This is a genomic window from Candidimonas sp. SYP-B2681, from assembly GCF_003971065.1.
Taxonomy (GTDB): domain Bacteria; phylum Pseudomonadota; class Gammaproteobacteria; order Burkholderiales; family Burkholderiaceae_B; genus Pollutimonas.
Genome location: NZ_RYDV01000002.1, coordinates 495,471 through 512,099, shown reverse-complemented (window position 1 = coordinate 512,099; position 16,629 = coordinate 495,471). Strand labels below are relative to the sequence as shown.

At 54.2% G+C, this 16,629-nt stretch carries 19 protein-coding genes; 3 read left to right on the top strand and 16 right to left on the bottom strand.

The genetic code is table 11. The features are described 5' to 3' along the window. Positions 1-102 precede the first annotated feature (102 nt). From hemE to EKL30_RS06930, 12 genes are all read right to left on the bottom strand, one after another. Positions 103-1,179, bottom strand: coding sequence for a uroporphyrinogen decarboxylase (gene hemE / locus EKL30_RS06985; protein WP_126706457.1), 1,077 nt, complete (start codon positions 1,177-1,179; stop codon positions 103-105). A 28-nt stretch (positions 1,180-1,207) separates the two neighbouring features. Beyond that, positions 1,208-1,999, bottom strand: a complete 792-nt coding sequence (locus tag EKL30_RS06980) for a hypothetical protein (RefSeq protein WP_126706456.1) — start codon at positions 1,997-1,999, stop codon at positions 1,208-1,210. A gap of 299 nt (positions 2,000-2,298) precedes the next feature. Then, entirely contained in the window at positions 2,299-2,724 is a 426-nt protein-coding gene (locus EKL30_RS06975; protein WP_126706455.1) for a F0F1 ATP synthase subunit epsilon, read from the bottom strand. A gap of 9 nt (positions 2,725-2,733) precedes the next feature. Further along, on the bottom strand, positions 2,734-4,155 hold the full coding sequence (atpD, locus tag EKL30_RS06970) for a F0F1 ATP synthase subunit beta (protein WP_126706454.1): 1,422 nt from the start codon (positions 4,153-4,155) through the stop codon (positions 2,734-2,736). 48 nt (positions 4,156-4,203) lie between these two features. Continuing rightward, a complete protein-coding gene (atpG, locus tag EKL30_RS06965; protein WP_126706453.1) occupies positions 4,204-5,115 on the bottom strand; it encodes a F0F1 ATP synthase subunit gamma in 912 nt (303 codons plus the stop codon). Positions 5,116-5,215: 100 nt separating this feature from the next. Continuing rightward, complete coding sequence (atpA, locus tag EKL30_RS06960; protein WP_126706452.1) at positions 5,216-6,757, bottom strand: F0F1 ATP synthase subunit alpha; 1,542 nt, start codon at positions 6,755-6,757, stop codon at positions 5,216-5,218. 35 nt (positions 6,758-6,792) lie between these two features. Then, on the bottom strand, positions 6,793-7,332 hold the full coding sequence (locus EKL30_RS06955) for a F0F1 ATP synthase subunit delta (protein WP_126706451.1): 540 nt from the start codon (positions 7,330-7,332) through the stop codon (positions 6,793-6,795). A gap of 13 nt (positions 7,333-7,345) precedes the next feature. Continuing rightward, positions 7,346-7,816 carry a F0F1 ATP synthase subunit B gene (locus EKL30_RS06950; protein WP_126706450.1) on the bottom strand — a complete coding sequence of 157 codons (471 nt, stop codon included), beginning with the start codon at positions 7,814-7,816 and terminating at the stop codon, positions 7,346-7,348. A gap of 122 nt (positions 7,817-7,938) precedes the next feature. After that, entirely contained in the window at positions 7,939-8,181 is a 243-nt protein-coding gene (gene atpE, locus EKL30_RS06945; RefSeq protein ID WP_073102520.1) for a F0F1 ATP synthase subunit C, read from the bottom strand. Positions 8,182-8,286: 105 nt separating this feature from the next. Next, positions 8,287-9,168, bottom strand: coding sequence for a F0F1 ATP synthase subunit A (gene atpB / locus EKL30_RS06940; RefSeq protein ID WP_126706449.1), 882 nt, complete (start codon positions 9,166-9,168; stop codon positions 8,287-8,289). 61 nt (positions 9,169-9,229) lie between these two features. Continuing rightward, positions 9,230-9,652: an ATP synthase subunit I gene (locus tag EKL30_RS06935; protein ID WP_126706448.1), complete on the bottom strand. Its 423-nt coding sequence runs from the start codon at positions 9,650-9,652 to the stop codon at positions 9,230-9,232. A 210-nt stretch (positions 9,653-9,862) separates the two neighbouring features. Then, positions 9,863-10,639: an enoyl-CoA hydratase gene (locus EKL30_RS06930; protein ID WP_126706447.1), complete on the bottom strand. Its 777-nt coding sequence runs from the start codon at positions 10,637-10,639 to the stop codon at positions 9,863-9,865. A 26-nt stretch (positions 10,640-10,665) separates the two neighbouring features. Here EKL30_RS06930 and EKL30_RS06925 point away from each other — a divergent pair, with 26 nt between their 5' ends. Further along, on the top strand, positions 10,666-12,441 hold the full coding sequence (locus EKL30_RS06925) for a M61 family metallopeptidase (protein WP_370246239.1): 1,776 nt from the start codon (positions 10,666-10,668) through the stop codon (positions 12,439-12,441). 51 nt (positions 12,442-12,492) lie between these two features. Here EKL30_RS06925 and EKL30_RS06920 read toward each other — a convergent pair whose 3' ends face one another. After that, positions 12,493-13,428: an NAD(P)/FAD-dependent oxidoreductase gene (locus tag EKL30_RS06920; RefSeq protein ID WP_126706445.1), complete on the bottom strand. Its 936-nt coding sequence runs from the start codon at positions 13,426-13,428 to the stop codon at positions 12,493-12,495. Between the two features lie 75 nt (positions 13,429-13,503). Between EKL30_RS06920 and folB the strand changes: the two genes are divergently transcribed. Together folB and ttcA are read left to right on the top strand one after the other, a co-directional pair. Continuing rightward, entirely contained in the window at positions 13,504-13,863 is a 360-nt protein-coding gene (gene folB / locus EKL30_RS06915) for a dihydroneopterin aldolase (protein WP_126706444.1), read from the top strand. An 18-nt stretch (positions 13,864-13,881) separates the two neighbouring features. Then, complete coding sequence (gene ttcA / locus EKL30_RS06910) at positions 13,882-14,892, top strand: tRNA 2-thiocytidine(32) synthetase TtcA (RefSeq protein WP_126706443.1); 1,011 nt, start codon at positions 13,882-13,884, stop codon at positions 14,890-14,892. Here the strand turns inward: ttcA and EKL30_RS06905 are convergent. Genes EKL30_RS06905 through prmC form a run of 3 tightly spaced genes read right to left on the bottom strand, consistent with a single transcriptional unit; the run spans position 14,889 to position 16,627 of the window. Continuing rightward, on the bottom strand, positions 14,889-15,464 hold the full coding sequence (locus EKL30_RS06905) for a UbiX family flavin prenyltransferase (protein WP_126706442.1): 576 nt from the start codon (positions 15,462-15,464) through the stop codon (positions 14,889-14,891). The genes ttcA and EKL30_RS06905 overlap by 4 nt on opposite strands. After that, positions 15,461-15,787, bottom strand: a complete 327-nt coding sequence (gene grxD / locus EKL30_RS06900) for a Grx4 family monothiol glutaredoxin (RefSeq protein ID WP_126706441.1) — start codon at positions 15,785-15,787, stop codon at positions 15,461-15,463. The genes EKL30_RS06905 and grxD overlap by 4 nt, the downstream gene beginning before the upstream one ends. 24 nt (positions 15,788-15,811) lie before the next feature. Continuing rightward, entirely contained in the window at positions 15,812-16,627 is an 816-nt protein-coding gene (gene prmC / locus EKL30_RS06895) for a peptide chain release factor N(5)-glutamine methyltransferase (protein ID WP_126706440.1), read from the bottom strand. Positions 16,628-16,629 lie beyond the last annotated feature (2 nt).

The window sequence follows — 16,629 nt, the reverse complement described above, 5'->3', positions numbered from 1 at the left end:
AAATGCAACTAAACTGTATGAACTGATTGCGCGTAGCACGTCGAATTGTGTACAACCCGAGTGCTACCTTAAAAATCAAGGGGTAATGCCCCTTGATTTCGTTCAGTTTTGATGCATTGCCCGGCTGTACGTATGAACTTCGTCGACCAGCACGGAGACCGCTTCGGGCGGCGTGAACCGCGATATTCCATGACCAAGGTTAAAAACATGCCCACCATTCTTCACTGGACCAAAGTCATCGATAACGCGCCTAGCCTCAGCCCGTATAGCGGCTTCACCGCCGAACAACGCCATAGGATCGAGGTTACCCTGCAACGCAACAGAATCCGCCGTGCGCTGACGAACATGCGCCAAATTGGCCGTCCAGTCTAGACCGACAGCGTCGCAGCCGATGCTGGCGATCTGTTCGATCCACTGAGCGCCGCCTTTGGTGAAGACGATGGCTGGGACTTTGCGGCCTTCGTGTTCGCGTATAAGACCCCGCATGACCTTATGCGTGTATGCCAGCGAGAACTCGTGGAAAAGCCCATCGGCTAGCACGCCACCCCAGCTGTCGAAAATCATGACCGCCTGGGCGCCGGCCTGGATCTGAGCATTCAGGTATTCAGTGGTTGCCTGTGCATTGATTTCGAGTATGCGGTGCAGAAGATCGGGGCGGCTGTAGAGCATCGTTTTGATTAGACGATAATCGCTGGATCCTTGGCCTTCAACCATATAGCATCCGACCGTCCAGGGGCTGCCCGCAAAGCCAATCAGGGGCACTTTGCCGTCGAGCTCTTTTCGGATCAGTGAAACGGCATCAAACACGTACTGCAATTTGGCCATATCAGGCACGACCAGTTTTTTAACATCGTCTTCGTGGCGAACGGGATGCGCAAATTTTGGGCCCTCGCCCGTCAGGAAATCCAGGCCCAGACCCATGGCGTGCGGAATGGTCAGGATGTCGGAAAACAAAATCGCCGCGTCAAGCTTGAAACGCAAAAGTGGCTGAAGCGTAACTTCACAGGCGTATTCACGATTTTGTGCCAAGGCGAGGAACGATCCCGCACGGGCCCTAGTTTCGTTGTACTCGGGCAAATAGCGCCCCGCTTGGCGCATAAGCCAAAGCGGGGTGTAAGGCACGGGCTCGCGCATCAATGAACGCAGGAAGATATCGTTTTTCAAAATAGGTGCAGTCACGGCAATCCTTAATCTAAGACCCCCGATTTTAACCGTCTCGGGGATGAGTGGGGGCGGGCTCGCAACGAAACGGCGCCGCATCGATTTCATGCTTGCGCATAAGAGCCCAAAACGCACGGCGGTGCTTCTGGGCGGCACGCGCTGCCATGGCAATATTGCCGGAATGACGGCCCAGTGCGGCAGTGATGTAGGCACGTTCGAACCGTTCTATTACCTTGCTTTTGGCAGTGCGAAATGATTCTTTGGAGGTGGCGCATCGCGACGCCGATGCGGCGGCGAAGGCATCCAGTTCAATTCCACTACGATCAAGAATAGTAGCGCATATGGTGTCCTGGTTGGCAGACCCGTGCTGGCCCTGATATTGTGCCACCGATTCGCCCAGCGCAGCGGATGCCATATCCAAGCCGCCATGATAACGCCTGTTGCCAAGCATTCGCTGAATACGCACGCGTAATTCTTCTGGACATACCGGGTCGCGAATGAAATCTGATAGCCCCAGGGCGTAGAGATCATTCAGCGCGGCCGCCTTCAGGTTGCGCACCAAAGCAAGAACCGGCGTTTGCAAGACGCCCTGAGCGGCGGAGAGCGCCGTGCGGGCCCATGCGAGGTTATGCTCTGCAACCGGAAGAAGACAGGCGTCAAAGCGTTTCAGACGCATCGAAGCGACTGCCAGCGTTGCCACAGAGTCGGGGTTGCGGGTGTCGGCAGCTTCCAGCCTGTGTAACTGCAGCCGGGTCGCACCGTGCGATTGCAACCACCGGTCGACCCAGTCTTCATTACACGTGGTACTTAGAACAGCACAATCCAGAAATTCTCTCATAGTGTCCTCCGAAAGCGTACGGCCTACAGGCAATCAGGCCATTCAGGTACGGCAAAATGCCACGAATCTATTGCATATCGAAACACTGAACGTGCGCCCACATGGCATTCAGCTCCGATAGTGCAAGAGTAAAGACTGGGCAGGGCGCCAGCAATTCGGAAAACTAAGAACTCGGGAAGTACTTAACTACTGTTCCACTTGGGAAAATCATTGACGATTGCTAACCTCGCCAAACGCAAGAAAGGCACCTTGACGGTGCCCTTCTTGCATTGAACACGCAGCCTAAGCCGCCTGTTTCTTTAGTGCGAACGTCGACCTTGGCTAAGCTTGCGTGCGGCAGCTGCTTGCGCAGCAAGCATGGCAAGTTCGGCTTCGACCACAGCGATATCAGCCTTGTCCTTGGTGTTGCGCAGGGCTTCTTCAGCGCGTTTGCGCGCTTCTATTGCCTTGGCTTCATCAAGATCTTCGGCTCGAATCGCGGTATCTGACAATACCGTAACCGTGCCCGGCTGGATCTCGAGGATACCGCCGGCGACGAAAATGTTTACCTCGGTGCCGTCGACCAGAACAACTTTGACCGTTCCGGGGCGAATGCGCGAAATAAGCGGTGTGTGGCCGGGCAAAATTCCCAGTTCACCCGACTCGCCAGGCAGTGTCACGAACTTCGCCTCACCGGTGAAGATCGATTCTTCTGCACTGACCACGTCAACATTCAAGTAGGCCATGTGTAATCCTTATTGGAGTTTCTTGGCTTTTTCGAAGGCTTCGTCGATAGAACCAACCATGTAGAAAGCCTGTTCGGGCAAGGCATCGCACTCGCCGTCAACAATCATTTTAAAGCCGCGCAGCGTTTCTGTCAGGGGAACGTACTTGCCTGGCGAGCCCGTGAAAACTTCAGCCACGTGGAAAGGCTGCGACAGGAAGCGCTGAATCTTACGAGCACGCGCGACCGCTTGTTTGTCTTCAGGAGACAGTTCGTCCATACCCAGAATAGCGATAATGTCGCGCAATTCTTTGTACCGTTGCAAGATTTGCTGCACATTTCGAGCGATCGCATAGTGCTCTTCACCCACGACTTGCGGATCAAGCTGACGGCTGCCGGAGTCGAGCGGGTCGACTGCGGGATAAATACCCAGGGCAGCGATATCACGCGACAACACGATAGTGGAATCCAAATGCTGGAAGGTTGTGGCAGGTGAAGGATCAGTCAAGTCATCGGCTGGAACATATACGGCTTGAATAGACGTAATGGAACCGGTCTTGGTGGAAGTGATGCGTTCCTGGAGCTTACCCATTTCTTCAGCCAGTGTAGGCTGATAACCCACGGCCGACGGCATACGACCCAGCAGAGCCGATACTTCGGTTCCCGCCAGAGTGTAACGGTAGATGTTATCAACGAAGAATAGGATGTCTCGGCCTTCGTCACGAAATTTCTCGGCCATGGTCAGGCCGGAAAGCGCAACACGCAGACGGTTACCGGGAGGCTCATTCATTTGACCGAAGACCATCGCCACTTTGGACTCGGACAGGTTATCAAGTTTGATAACGCCGGCTTCAGCCATTTCGTGATAGAAGTCATTACCTTCGCGAGTACGTTCGCCCACACCCGCAAACACCGACAAGCCACTATGTGCCTTAGCGATGTTATTGATGAGTTCGAGCATGTTCACTGTCTTGCCCACGCCGGCGCCGCCGAAGAGGCCAACCTTACCGCCTTTGGCAAATGGGCAGACCAGATCGATAACCTTGATGCCGGTTTCGAGCAATTCAACTGACGGGGAGAGCTCGTCGAATCTCGGAGCGTCCTGGTGGATGGCGCGCACTTCGTCGGCCAGGATAGGGCCGCGTTCGTCGATGGGCCGACCCAGTACGTCCATGATGCGACCCAGCGTACCCATACCAACCGGCACTGAAATAGGGGCACCCGAGTTGGCCACAGCCATACCACGACGCAAACCGTCGCTGGAACCCATGGCAATCGTACGCACCACGCCGTCGCCCAGTTGCTGCTGCACTTCGAATGTCAGACCGGCTTCGGCAAATGCCGAGCTTTCGTCGACAAGCTTTAGGGCGTCGTAAATTTTTGGAATGCTGTCGCGGGGGAACTGAATATCCACCACGGCGCCGATGCACTGAACGATGGTACCGTTGCTCATGTTTAGTCCTTGCTAAATATCTTTGACGGGATGCCTTTCTGTTTAATCTTAAACAGCGGCAGCGCCCCCCACGATTTCTGAAATTTCTTTGGTAATGGCAGCCTGGCGGGTCTTGTTATAGACCAGTTCCAGATCGCCAATGACTTTTTTGGCATTGTCGGATGCCGACTTCATGGCCACCATGCGAGCCGATTGCTCGGAGGCCATGTTTTCTGCGACAGCTTGATATACAAGGCCTTCTACGTAACGCATCAACAAGTCGTCAATCACGCTCTTTGAATCAGGTTCGTAGATGTAATCCCAGCCGTAAGTCGTCTTTGCGACACTTTTGCCGGGGACGGCAAATTCGCCTATCGCTTGGAAAGGATCTTCAAGACCACTAGGCAAAGGCAGAAGGCGGATGAAAACCGGATCTTGCTTCATGGTGTTAACGAAACGATTCGTTGCCATATAAATGGCGTCGATCTTGCCGTCGACGAAATCGTTGATCTGTACTTTGATTGCACCGATAAGGCGTGAAAGATTCGGGGTATCGCCCAGCTGAACCTCTTGGGAAACCAGATTTGAGCCAATACGTGTCAACACACCGGCACCCTTGCTACCCAATGCCGTCACCTGCACATTGATGCCCTGCTTGTCGAACTCTTTCAGACGAGCCAGCACCAGACGCATGATGTTTGTATTCAGACCACCGCACAAACCTTTGTCGGTACTGATCACCACTACACCCACTCCGCGCACGTTAGTGCGTTCATCCATATAGGGATGCGAGTAATCGGGATGTGCCTGCATTAAGTTGGCGGCAATATCCCGTACCCTGTTTGCATAGGGACGGCCTGCACGCATCCGCTCTTGCGCCTTGCGCATTTTGGACGCCGCAACCATCTCCATGGCTTTGGTGATCTTGCGCGTGTTTTGCACGCTCTTGATCTTGGTTCGAATTTCCTTAATTCCGGCCATCGCTTTTTCCTGAAAGGGCGTTATAGCAGGGCCGCTTGCGCAAGCCCCGCATTACGTATGGATACTGAAGACTATGCTTCATCACCCTCGCCAGTAAAACTTAAAAAGCACCGTGCTTTTTGAACTCTAGTATGGCTGCAACCAGTTCGGCTTCGTCGTCTTTGGACAGCTCTTTAGTGTCTTCGATACGCTGAATCATCCCTTCATTTTTTGACTTGAGGGACTCTTTGAGCGCTTTTTCAAAAGACAGAATCTGACCGACTTCTAGATCGTCGAGGTAACCGTTATTGACTGAGAACAGCGTAACGGCCAGTTCCCAGACCTGCAGTGGCTGATACTGAGGCTGCTTGAGCAGTTCAACCACGCGCTTGCCGCGTTCGAGCTGGCGGCGGGTGGCGTCGTCCAGGTCAGAGGCGAACTGAGCAAATGCGGCCAATTCGCGATACTGAGCCAAGTCGGTACGAATACCGCCGGACATTTTCTTGACCACTTTTGTTTGCGCCGCGCCACCAACTCGCGAAACCGAAATACCGGCGTTGATTGCGGGACGCACACCGGCGTTGAACAAGTCGGTTTCTAGGAAGATCTGGCCGTCAGTAATCGAAATCACGTTGGTTGGAACGAAGGCCGAAACGTCACCGGCCTGCGTTTCAATGATAGGCAGAGCTGTCAATGAACCTGTCTTGCCCTTAACCGCACCATTGGTGAACTTTTCAACATACTCTTCGTTGACACGCGCTGCACGCTCGAGCAAACGGGAGTGCAGATAGAACACGTCGCCTGGGTAGGCTTCACGGCCTGGAGGACGGCGCAACAGCAAAGATACCTGGCGATAAGCCCAAGCTTGTTTAGTCAGATCGTCGTATATGATCAGGGCATCTTCGCCACGATCACGGAAATACTCGCCCATGGTGCAGCCGGCATAGGCTGAAAGGTACTGCATCGCAGCCGATTCAGACGCTGCAGCGGAAACGATAATTGTATATTCGAGCGCGCCATGCTCTTCGAGCTTGCGCACCACGTTGTTGATCGTCGATGCTTTCTGGCCAATAGCAACGTACACGCAAGTAACGTTTTTGCCTTTTTGGCTGATGATGGTGTCGACGGCAACAGCGGTTTTACCGGTTTGACGGTCGCCAATGATCAGTTCGCGCTGACCACGGCCAATTGGCACCATGGCGTCAATTGCCTTAATACCGGTTTGCAGAGGCTGCGAAACCGACTTACGGGCAATAACGCCAGGGGCGACTTTTTCGATAATATCGGTGGCCTTGGCATTAACGGGGCCTTTGCCATCGATCGGGTTACCCAGCGCATCGACCACACGGCCGCGCAGCTCGGGGCCTACGGGCACTTCAAGAATACGGCCTGTAGTTTTAACCGGGTCGCCTTCTGACACACCGGTGTAATCGCCCAAAATAACAGCGCCAACAGAATCACGCTCTAGATTGAGCGCAAGACCGAACACATTATTTGGGAATTCAAGCATTTCGCCTTGCATCACGTCGGATAAACCGTGGATGCGGGTAATACCGTCGGTCACGGAAACAACCGTGCCTTGCGTACGTACATCGGTCGACGCGCCCAAGCCTTCGATGCGGCTCTTGAGCAGTTCGCTGATCTCTGACGGATTAAGTTGCATGTTCAGACTCCTGGAATCCTGTTATCTGGCTCGCTTCAGGCGGCCAGAGTATCGCGCATACGGGCCAACTGGGCCTGCACAGAAGTATCTAGTACTTGGTCGCCAACGATCACGCGCACACCACCGATGAGGCTAGTATCTACCGTGATGGCCGGCTTGAGTTTGAGGCCAAACTTCTTTTCCAGACCCGACACGAGCTTCTGTACCTGCTCGTCGCTTAGCGCAAAAGCACTGCTGATTTGAGCCAGCGCCGTACCTTCGTGTTGGTTTTTCAATATTTCAAACTGCTCGGCAATTTCCGGCAACACCAGTATACGGCGGTTGCTTACCAGCAGTTCGATGAAGTTTCGTGCCTGTTGCGAAAGCGGTGTTTTTATCAAACCCGCAAACAGCTCGATACGCTGAGCTGTATCAAGACGCGGGTCTGTCAGCGCATCGCGCACGTCTCCGAGGCTGGCCACATGAGCCAGCTCGGATACCAGACTTGACCATGACGCCAGGCCTGCCTGGTCGTCGCGGGCCGTTGCAAACAGCGCTTCGGCGTAGGGTCTAGCGATAGTCGAAAGTTCAGCCATGGCCTGCCTGCGTTTAGAGTTGAGCCTGGAGCTGATTTAACAGCTCGGCATGTGCCTGTGCGTCGACTTCTCGTTTGAGAATCTGTTCTGCACCCTTGACGGCAAGAATAGCGACATCGGCGCGCAAGCTTTCGCGAACACGCTGAACCTCTTGGGCAGCGTCTTGTTGAGCCTGGGCGATGATGCGTGCCTTCTCGGCCTCACCTTCACGACGAGCGTGGTCGATTAACACCGCAGCCTGTTTCTCGGCCTCGACCATACGAGCATGGTTTTCTGTTTTTGCAGAAGCCTCGATTAGGCTGATACGCGCCTGAGCCTGGGCCAAATCGGCCTTGCCCTTGTCGGCGGCCGCAAGGCCATCGGCAATTTTCTGACGGCGATCATCCATTGCTTTCGTGAGCGGAGGCCATACGAATTTCATCGTAAACCAGCCAAGCACGAAAAACACGATCATCTGAAAAAAGAGAGTCGCGTTTAAATTCACGGTCGTTTCCCTTTAATACCCATAATGCCACGTAGCGGCGCTACCTGACACTTGATGTCCATGCCGCAGACGGCCTATTTGGCGCCTGCGGCTGCTTAACCCGTCGAGACGGGCGGCAATGCTTACCCGACGAACGGGTTGGCGAATGCAAACAACATGGCGATACCAACACCGATCAGGAACGCAGCATCGATAAGACCGGCCAACAAGAACATTTTGGTCTGTAGAGCGTTCATCAGTTCAGGCTGACGAGCAGAAGCTTCCAAATATTTGCCCCCCATCAAAGCGATACCAATGCAGGCACCGAATGCGCCGAGACCAATAATAAGACCGCAAGCTAGAGCAACGAAAGCAACGTTGGTCATAACAACTCCTTGGTTAATAACCGTGTAATCAAAAAGTCAAAAGAAACTGCTTTTGCAAGAACACCTTGCACCCCGGCTGGGCGAAACTGCCCAAACCGAAAAATATTAATGGCCTTCGTGAGCCTGACCCACATACACGAGAGTCAACATCATGAAAATAAACGCCTGCAACAGCACGATAAGGATGTGGAAAATAGCCCACAACGATCCTGCCAGAACATGCCCAATACCCAAGCCTATGCTTGCACCATTAAATCCGGTCCATGCGCCACCCAACAAGGCGATCAACATGAAAATAAGCTCGCCGGCAAACATATTGCCGAACAACCGCATACCCAGGGAGACCGATTTGGCAGCGTATTCAATGCAGTTCAACAAGAAATTGAACGGCGCAAGGAACAAGGCACCAATGCCAGGGGCGTGAAAGGGAGCAGTAAATAATTCTTTGATGAAACCGCCAGGCTGCTTGATTTTCATGCCGTAATAGAACATCAAAAGCAGCACACCCAACGCCATGCCCATAGGCACGTTCAGGTCGGCCGTAGGCAGAATACGGTGGTAATAAAGGACGTCGTCATGTTCGGCACCCAAACCCGTCATGCGGAATATGGAAGCCAGAAAGTCGACCGGGATCAGATCGAGCGCGTTCATGAGGATGATCCACAAGAACACCGTCAGGGCCAATGGCGATACGAAACGACGCGATGCCGCATTAGGAACAATGCTTTTGGCCTGCTCTTCTACCATATCGACCAGCATTTCGATCGAAGCTTGAAAACGGCCCGGCACACCCGTAGTCACCATTTTTGCCGCACGCCACAACAGGAACACGACAACGAGACCCGTTAGAATGGCCCAAAATAGGGAATCGTAGTTAACGATACCGAAATCAGCTATGACGGACTGTTTTTCACCGGAACTATTCAGGTGCACCAAGTGGTGTTGAATGTACTCAGACTGAGGCGAAATATCTTGAGCGGCTGCCATCTGAAACCTTATCCTGTAAGCATATAACCGGAGCACAAGGCCCGTGAATTAATCTGTATTGCTACGGCAGCTTGCGAAACACGAGCAGCAGCACATAGCCCTTCAAAACGCACAACAACCCAAACAGCAAAGCGGGCCATACTACCCATTCGCGACCCAGCCATGCCACAAGAACCAGCACAGCCACTGCGGAACCAAGCTTCAATGCCTCACCGATAAAAAAGGTGAAGGGATTCGATTTTACCGGACCAAGCAGGCCAAGCAATAAACGCAGCGCGAATAGCGCGTTGGGTAAAAAATATGCAAGGGCGCCAATCAAGGCCGAAACGGCGGCTGCGCCTCCTGATACCAACCCTGAAACCAGCACTGCCACGCAAGCCATAATCGCCTGAGCCACAAGGGTACGAAGGATACCACTAGTAGCACGTCGATTTATTGCTGCACGTTCCTGCTCGGTAAGCACAAGGGGTGTCTCTGTTTCCATACCGACCTAGCCATCCGGTTGATTACAAGTCCCGCAAATGGCGGAGCGTGTAAGGGTTTTACCGAATGCGGCAAACTGCGAGAGTATAACTTTATTTTTTACCTGCGCGCAAATCAGTAGACAGAGGGTTTTATGTCCCCAGTACCGTCGACAACCTGCTTGAAGCATCGCGGCCAGAAAAAAATTCGGTCGCGATGCGGATGCTGCACGCTATTGATGCTTGAATTCGGGCTTTCGTTTTTCGACGAACGCTGCCATGCCCTCTTTTTGGTCGTCTGTTGCGAAAAGGGCATGGAAATTCCGGCGCTCGAACATAAGCGTCTCGTTAAGGGAACCCTCATATGCCATATTCACGCACTCTTTTGCCATGATGACCGAGGGCAAGGACATCGACGCGATGATTGTGGCGGCTTCAATGGCCTCGTCCAGTAAACGCTCGACCGGTACGACGCGCGACACCAGACCCGCCCGCTCGGCTTCTGCGGCATCCATCATGCGGGCCGTCAAAACAAGATCCATCGCTTTAGCTTTGCTTATCGCCCGCGGCAGGCGCTGTGTTCCGCCATAACCGGGAATGACACCCAATTTGATTTCCGGTTGGCCGAAACGGGCATTTTCAGCGGCGATAATAAAATCGCAAAGCATCGCGAGCTCACAGCCGCCGCCCAATGCATAGCCAGCCACAGCAGCGATAATGGGCTTGCGTATCCGCTTGAGCGCCTCCCAATTGCCGCCAAGATAATCTTGCTTGTAGACGTCCATGTATGACCAGCCTTGCATGGCCGCAATATCGGCTCCTGCGGCAAACGCCTTCTCATTTCCTGTGAGCACTATGGCGCCAATGTTTTCGTCAGCATCGAAGTCGGTCAAGGCCTTAAAAAGTTCATCAATAACTTCATTGCTGAGCGCGTTCAATGCCTTGGGCCTGTCTAACGTAAGCAAACCCACGCGACCACGTACCTCTATTTTTACCAATGGCGCATTCATGCCGTCTCCTTATTGCAAAGTAATATATAGGAATGAAAAAAGAACCGATACTTTATAGCGTAACGCCCTTCGATCCCGCCGGTCATCGGCTTAAGGTGCGCCTGACCATCCAGAATCCCGACCCCGATGGGCAGGAGCTATCCTTGCCCGCATGGATACCAGGCAGTTATCTTATTCGAGATTTCTCGCGGCAAGTGGAAACCATACAGGCCGAGAGTAACGGCAAACCGATTACCGTCGAGAAGCGCGGCAACCATTCCTGGTTTTGTGCGCCCTGTTCCGGTCCCCTCATTTTGGAATATTGCGTTTATGCGTGGGACCTTTCCGTGCGCGGCGCTCATGTCGACGAATCACACGCATTTTTCAACGGAACCAGCGTATTTTTAAGCGTTATCGGCCAAACAGACGAAACATGCCATGTAGAGTTCTGCCCACCGCCACATGCCAGCAACTGGAAGGTCTACACCAGCCTGCCGGAAGCACATCAGCACCCCGCTGCCGCTGCGCGCCATGGATTCGGGATGTATATCGCGCCCAATTACGACGCGCTTATTGACCACCCGGTCGAAATGGGTACCCCGCAAGTGGTTCAGTTCGAAGCCCACGGTGCCGTGCATGAAATGGTGTTTACGGGAGTCATTCCCCATCTGGATCTGGAGCGGATTGCATTCGACACCCAGCAAATCTGCGCCGCCCAGATCAAGTTCTTCGAGCCCGAAACCAAGAAGGTGCCGTTTCTGGATTCTTCCGACCGCTATGTCTTCATGACCATGGTGACGGGCGATGGCTATGGTGGGCTGGAACATCGTGCGTCGACCGCCTTGATGGCGTCGCGCCACGATCTTCCAGTCCTGAGCCAGGCCAATGCAGGCGAGGGTTATCAAACCTTTCTGGGATTGGTAAGCCATGAATATTTTCACACGTGGAACGTCAAGCGCATCAAACCAGAGCGCTTCGCTCCCTATAACCTTAGCCGGGAAAGCCATACTGAGTTGCTCTGGGTCTTTGAGGGCTTTACGTCGTATTACGACGACCTGATGTTGCTGCGTTCGGGCGTCATTGCCGAGAAAGATTACTTTCGCCTTATCGGCAAGGTGATCAGCAATGTGCACCGCACTCCTGGACGCTTCAAGCAAAGCATTGCGGAAAGCTCCCACGATGCATGGACACGGTACTACAAGCAGGACGAGAACTCGCCTAACGCCCTGGTGAGCTACTACACCAAAGGTTCATTGGTTGCGATGGGGATGGACATCACCATCCGGACAAAATCTGGCGGCGCTCGATCGCTCGACGATGTAATGCGGCTATTGTGGCAACGCTATGGCCGCGACTTCTATCGTGGCGCACCCAATGGGATACCTGAAGATGCCCTCCCCGCGCTGATTCAGGAAGCGACAGGCGTAGACGTCTCGGAATTCATTGAACGATATGTCCACGGCCGAGATGACGTACCGCTGGAAGCACTGCTTCGTTCGCAAGGAGTCTCCCTTTCATGGGCGCCCGCACCTGGCGTCACGTCGTTGGATGTCCGCCTGCGATCTGCTCACGGCGAAACTGCCCTGGCCACTGTATATGAAGGCGGCGCGGCCCATGCCGCGGGCCTGTCGGCGGGCGACATCCTGGTCGCTGTCAATGGATTGCGGGTCACTGACACAGCTTCCCTGGAGCGTTTACTGCGACCCTACCAACCGGGCGACGTGGTTATTGTGGGCGTATTCCGGCGCGATGAATTACGGGCCTACGATGTCACCCTTAGCGCCCCTGCGTTGACTGAGTGCGTGCTTGACTATCGTCAATAGCTGTCGGTAGGCCTGCACCATAGGCCGCCGCAGCCCGACATCCGCGAGCCATCAATAGCCCGCTTCGATTCTGGCTTGTATCGCCTTGGCTGCCGTAACGCCGTCGGCCAAGGCGGTGACCACGCAGGGATGTTGGCGTTGAGCCACTTCTCCTATGGCATAAACGCCCGGACAGCTGGTCTGAGCAGTTTGCATGTCGGTTGCGATAAAGCCCCGTGTACTGCGATGCAAGCCTAGCCCATCGGCGAAGCCAACACATGGCTCCCAACCATAGAACACCAATATCAGGTCGTATGGCTCGCCGTTGATGTTACGTTGGGCGGCAATGACCTCATAGCTGCCAGTAACGACACTGTCAGGTGGAACCTTGCGTACGAACTGCTGCTGTGCCTTGATGCTTCGAGCAAAAATACGCACGCTTTTCGCGCCATGCTCGAGAGCATAGATCGCATTTTCGAACGCATTATCGCCACCGCCCAAAACGGCGACACGCTTGCCGTGAAACTCCTGCGCGACGATATGAGCACCCGGCCCGACCAGTATTCCGGGCGGTAAAGTGGCAGCAGATGCATCGAGCTGTTGATTCGCATCGGCGTTTGCCTGGGCATCGGGCAACGATCGCGCCCGCACTCCGGTGGCCAGAACAATATGTCGGGTCCGCAAGGGGCCGTCCAAGCCGGACGCCGCCACGTCGAAGCCATACTCGGCAAGCTCGAGGCGATAAACCGGGCAGGAAAGCCTGACCGGCACCACCGCTTGGTGCAAGCTGACAGCCAGATTTTCGGCGACTTGGGGCCCGGTCATTCCGGGTAACGATGCATTCCACTCGTCCAGAAAGGGATGATCGAGACACAGCCCCCCCACTTGTCCACGGGCCTCCAGCAGCATGGCTGAAAAGCCCAGGCGAGCCAACCAGACTGCGCATGACACGCCGGCCGGACCACCACCGATAATCAGCGCATCGAACACGCGACCTTCTACATTCATGACTTCTCCGAAATAATGCCGTCTCCCAAAATCGCGGAGGCACTACAATTCCACCAATTCTACAAGGCCGACTTTATGCACACACGACGAATCTTCTTTAGCCAGCTTGCACTCGACGCACGGATTGGCATCCTGGAACACGAGTTGCGCGCGACTCAGCCGCTGCACATCGATGCCGAGTTCGACGTTGACATCGCTCAGGAAGTCCATGACCAGAACATCCAGACCGTTTTGGATTATCGGCTGCTGCGAAATTCCATTGTTGATGAATGTACGCATGCCCATGTCAACCTTCTTGAAACGCTGAGCGAGCGCGTCGTCGCCCGCATACTGAACGAATTTCCCGACGTGCACCGGGTTAAAATCCGTATTAGCAAACCGCTTGCCTTTTCCGACTGCAACGCCGTCGGCATCGAACTGCAACGCAGTCGCTGAACTTTTTTTTCAATTGCCATGCAAGCCGATACCCTAGCCCCCGATACCAGCGAACCCGATCTTAACGAGGTCGGGCGCCGCGCCCAAAAACAGCGCCTTAACGAAAATAAACTTACCAAACGCTTGATACGGGAAACAGGCCGTGCCATTAGCGACTTCAACATGATTGAAGATGGCGATAAAGTCATGGTGTGCCTGTCGGGCGGCAAGGATTCCTACAGCATGCTGGATATCCTTCTGACCTTAAAGCAGCGCGCGCCGATCAAGTTCGATATTATCGCAGTCAATCTCGATCAGAAACAGCCTGGCTTCCCTGACCACGTATTGCCTGAATACCTGAAATCGATAAACGTTCCTTTCCATATCGCAACACAAGACACCTATTCAATCGTCACCCGCGTGATCCCCGAAGGGAAAACCATGTGCTCACTTTGTTCGAGGCTGCGCCGGGGCATTCTGTATCGAGTGGCCAGCGAACTGGGTGCGACGAAAATTGCGCTCGGACACCATCGCGACGACATTCTGGGCACCTTTTTTCTGAACCTGTTTTACGGCGGTCGCATGAAAGCCATGCCGCCAAAGCTCATGTCGGATAACGGCGAGCACATTGTCATTCGGCCGTTGGCATATGTACCCGAAAAAGACTTAGTTGCGTACTCTCAGCTTAAGCAATTCCCGATCATCCCCTGCAACTTGTGCGGGTCGCAAGAGAATCTGAAACGCAAGGAAGTCGGGCGCATGATCGCCGAATGGGACAAAAAATTCCCGGGCCGTTCGTGGAACGTATTCGGCGCACTGTCGCGCGTCGTACCCACACATTTAATGGACACAACGCTATTCGACTTTGCCGGGCTGAAAATTACTGGAGAGCCCGATGAACAAGGCGACATCGCGTTCGACAGCGAAGACTACGAGACATCGGATCTGCCAGGTGATTTCAATATTGATAGCAGCGACAACGAAAGTAATGCCGAGACCACAGAGCCAGCTCGAAAAGTCGTCTTCATGACTGATTTACGAAAAATCTAGCCCTGCATGCCTTCCCAGTGGGGCCCCGGCACATGGATATCGAATAGTTCGAGCACGCGTGCAACGGTATGATCTACCATTTCGTCGAGGGATTGGGGTCGTAGATAAAACGCCGGCAGGGGCGGGAAAATGATCCCGCCCATTTCGGTTACCGCTGTCATGTTGCGCAAATGCGCCAAATTAAGCGGCGTTTCTCGAACCATCAGGACCAAGCGGCGCCGCTCTTTAAGGGTAACGTCGGCCGCACGAGTGATAAGGTTGTCAGACAGACCATGCGCCACGGCGGCCAAGGTCCGCATGGAACACGGCACTACCACCATACCTAGCGTTGAAAAACCGCCGCTGGCCAGCGTAGCGCCGACATCGCGAAAGCTGTACACCTTATCGGCAAGTGCATGGACATCCTGGCGTGAGATATCAAGTTCGTACTTGATATTCAGGACACCTGAAGGCGATATCACCAGATGCGATTCGACGTCGGGTACACCGCGCAAAGCCTGCAGCAGGCGTACCGCGTAAACAGCGCCTGTAGCGCCCGTAACCCCGACTACGAATCGCCGTTTGGCGATCACGCAAGTGCCCCGGCCTCTTTCAGTACCGTGGCAAGCTCGCCGTTTTCGTGCATTTCCGCAATGATGTCTGATCCGCCAATGAACTCGCCGGCGACATACAGTTGCGGAATCGTCGGCCAGTTTGAGTATTCTTTAATGCCTTGACGCACTAATTCATCATCAAGGACATTGACAGTGACCAGCTTGGTTACGCCCGACGCCTTCAGAATCTGAATAGCGCGACCGGAAAAGCCGCATTGTGGGAACTGGGCCGTGCCCTTCATGAACAGTACAACGGGGTTGGCCGTGACCGTTTCACGAATAAAATCTTGAACTTCGCTCATGATGCTCTCTTTTCCAGGAAAAAATTAATTATAAATACCGCCAGTCACGCGGTCGATACCTGCCAAATCCGGCAAACTGGCAATCTGTGTGAAACCCGACGACCGCAAAAGATCCTGGACTACCTGAGCCTGATCCCAGCCGTGCTCCATATAAAGCTCACCTTGTGGTGTAAGCCATTGGCCTGCCCCTTGAGCAATGGTTCGCAACGCCGATAGCCCGTCGGCACCATCGGTCAGAGCAGTTACGGGCTCGAAGCGCAGATCGCCCTCTTGCAAGTGGGAATCGCAAGCTGAAATATACGGCGGATTCGACACAATCAAATCAAAAAACTTATGACCAGATAGAGCATCGTACCAACTCCCCGAGAAAAACTCGACCCGGGCGCCTAAGCGAGCTGCATTTTGCCGTGCGACCGCCAAGGCATCGGGGCTCAGATCGGTAGCGACCACGGTAGCATGGGGGCATTCCAAGGCCAGTGATATGGCGATTGCGCCGCTTCCCGTACCCAAATCCAGCACACGCGGGGCCTTATGCGCTTTCAAGCTGGCCAGAGCCGTCTCGACCAGCAGTTCAGTCTCGGGTCGCGGAATCAACACAGCAGGCGACACATCGAAGTCGTGGCCCATAAATTCGCGGCGCCCTAGAATATAGGCCATTGGCGCACCCGCCAGGCGCTGCGCCTCGAGCGCACGGAATCGTGCGACCGTTTCAGACGATAAAGGATCCGTATCATGCGCGATGAGCCACGATCGCGGCACCTGCAGCACATGCTGCCATAGCATTTGCCTTTCGAGCCGCGGCAACTTGCTTGCCAGCGACACGCCGCGCAGTGTCTCCATAG

What these genes read in the sequence shown, in the direction of transcription:
- EKL30_RS06980 (WP_126706456.1), bottom strand. Translation starts at nt 1,999, where the DNA reads ATGAGAGAATTTCTGGATTGTGCTGTTCTAAGTACCACGTGTAATGAA.
- EKL30_RS06955 (WP_126706451.1), bottom strand. Translation starts at nt 7,332, where the DNA reads ATGGCTGAACTTTCGACTATCGCTAGACCCTACGCCGAAGCGCTGTTT.
- grxD (WP_126706441.1), bottom strand. Translation starts at nt 15,787, where the DNA reads ATGAGCGAAGTTCAAGATTTTATTCGTGAAACGGTCACGGCCAACCCC.
- folB (WP_126706444.1), top strand. Translation starts at nt 13,504, where the DNA reads ATGCACACACGACGAATCTTCTTTAGCCAGCTTGCACTCGACGCACGG.
- atpB (WP_126706449.1), bottom strand. Translation starts at nt 9,168, where the DNA reads ATGGCAGCCGCTCAAGATATTTCGCCTCAGTCTGAGTACATTCAACAC.
- EKL30_RS06975 (WP_126706455.1), bottom strand. Translation starts at nt 2,724, where the DNA reads ATGGCCTACTTGAATGTTGACGTGGTCAGTGCAGAAGAATCGATCTTC.
- EKL30_RS06920 (WP_126706445.1), bottom strand. Translation starts at nt 13,428, where the DNA reads ATGAATGTAGAAGGTCGCGTGTTCGATGCGCTGATTATCGGTGGTGGT.
- EKL30_RS06930 (WP_126706447.1), bottom strand. Translation starts at nt 10,639, where the DNA reads ATGAATGCGCCATTGGTAAAAATAGAGGTACGTGGTCGCGTGGGTTTG.
- ttcA (WP_126706443.1), top strand. Translation starts at nt 13,882, where the DNA reads ATGCAAGCCGATACCCTAGCCCCCGATACCAGCGAACCCGATCTTAAC.
- atpE (WP_073102520.1), bottom strand. Translation starts at nt 8,181, where the DNA reads ATGACCAACGTTGCTTTCGTTGCTCTAGCTTGCGGTCTTATTATTGGT.
- atpG (WP_126706453.1), bottom strand. Translation starts at nt 5,115, where the DNA reads ATGGCCGGAATTAAGGAAATTCGAACCAAGATCAAGAGCGTGCAAAAC.
- atpA (WP_126706452.1), bottom strand. Translation starts at nt 6,757, where the DNA reads ATGCAACTTAATCCGTCAGAGATCAGCGAACTGCTCAAGAGCCGCATC.
- atpD (WP_126706454.1), bottom strand. Translation starts at nt 4,155, where the DNA reads ATGAGCAACGGTACCATCGTTCAGTGCATCGGCGCCGTGGTGGATATT.
- prmC (WP_126706440.1), bottom strand. Translation starts at nt 16,627, where the DNA reads ATGGAGACACTGCGCGGCGTGTCGCTGGCAAGCAAGTTGCCGCGGCTC.
- EKL30_RS06935 (WP_126706448.1), bottom strand. Translation starts at nt 9,652, where the DNA reads ATGGAAACAGAGACACCCCTTGTGCTTACCGAGCAGGAACGTGCAGCA.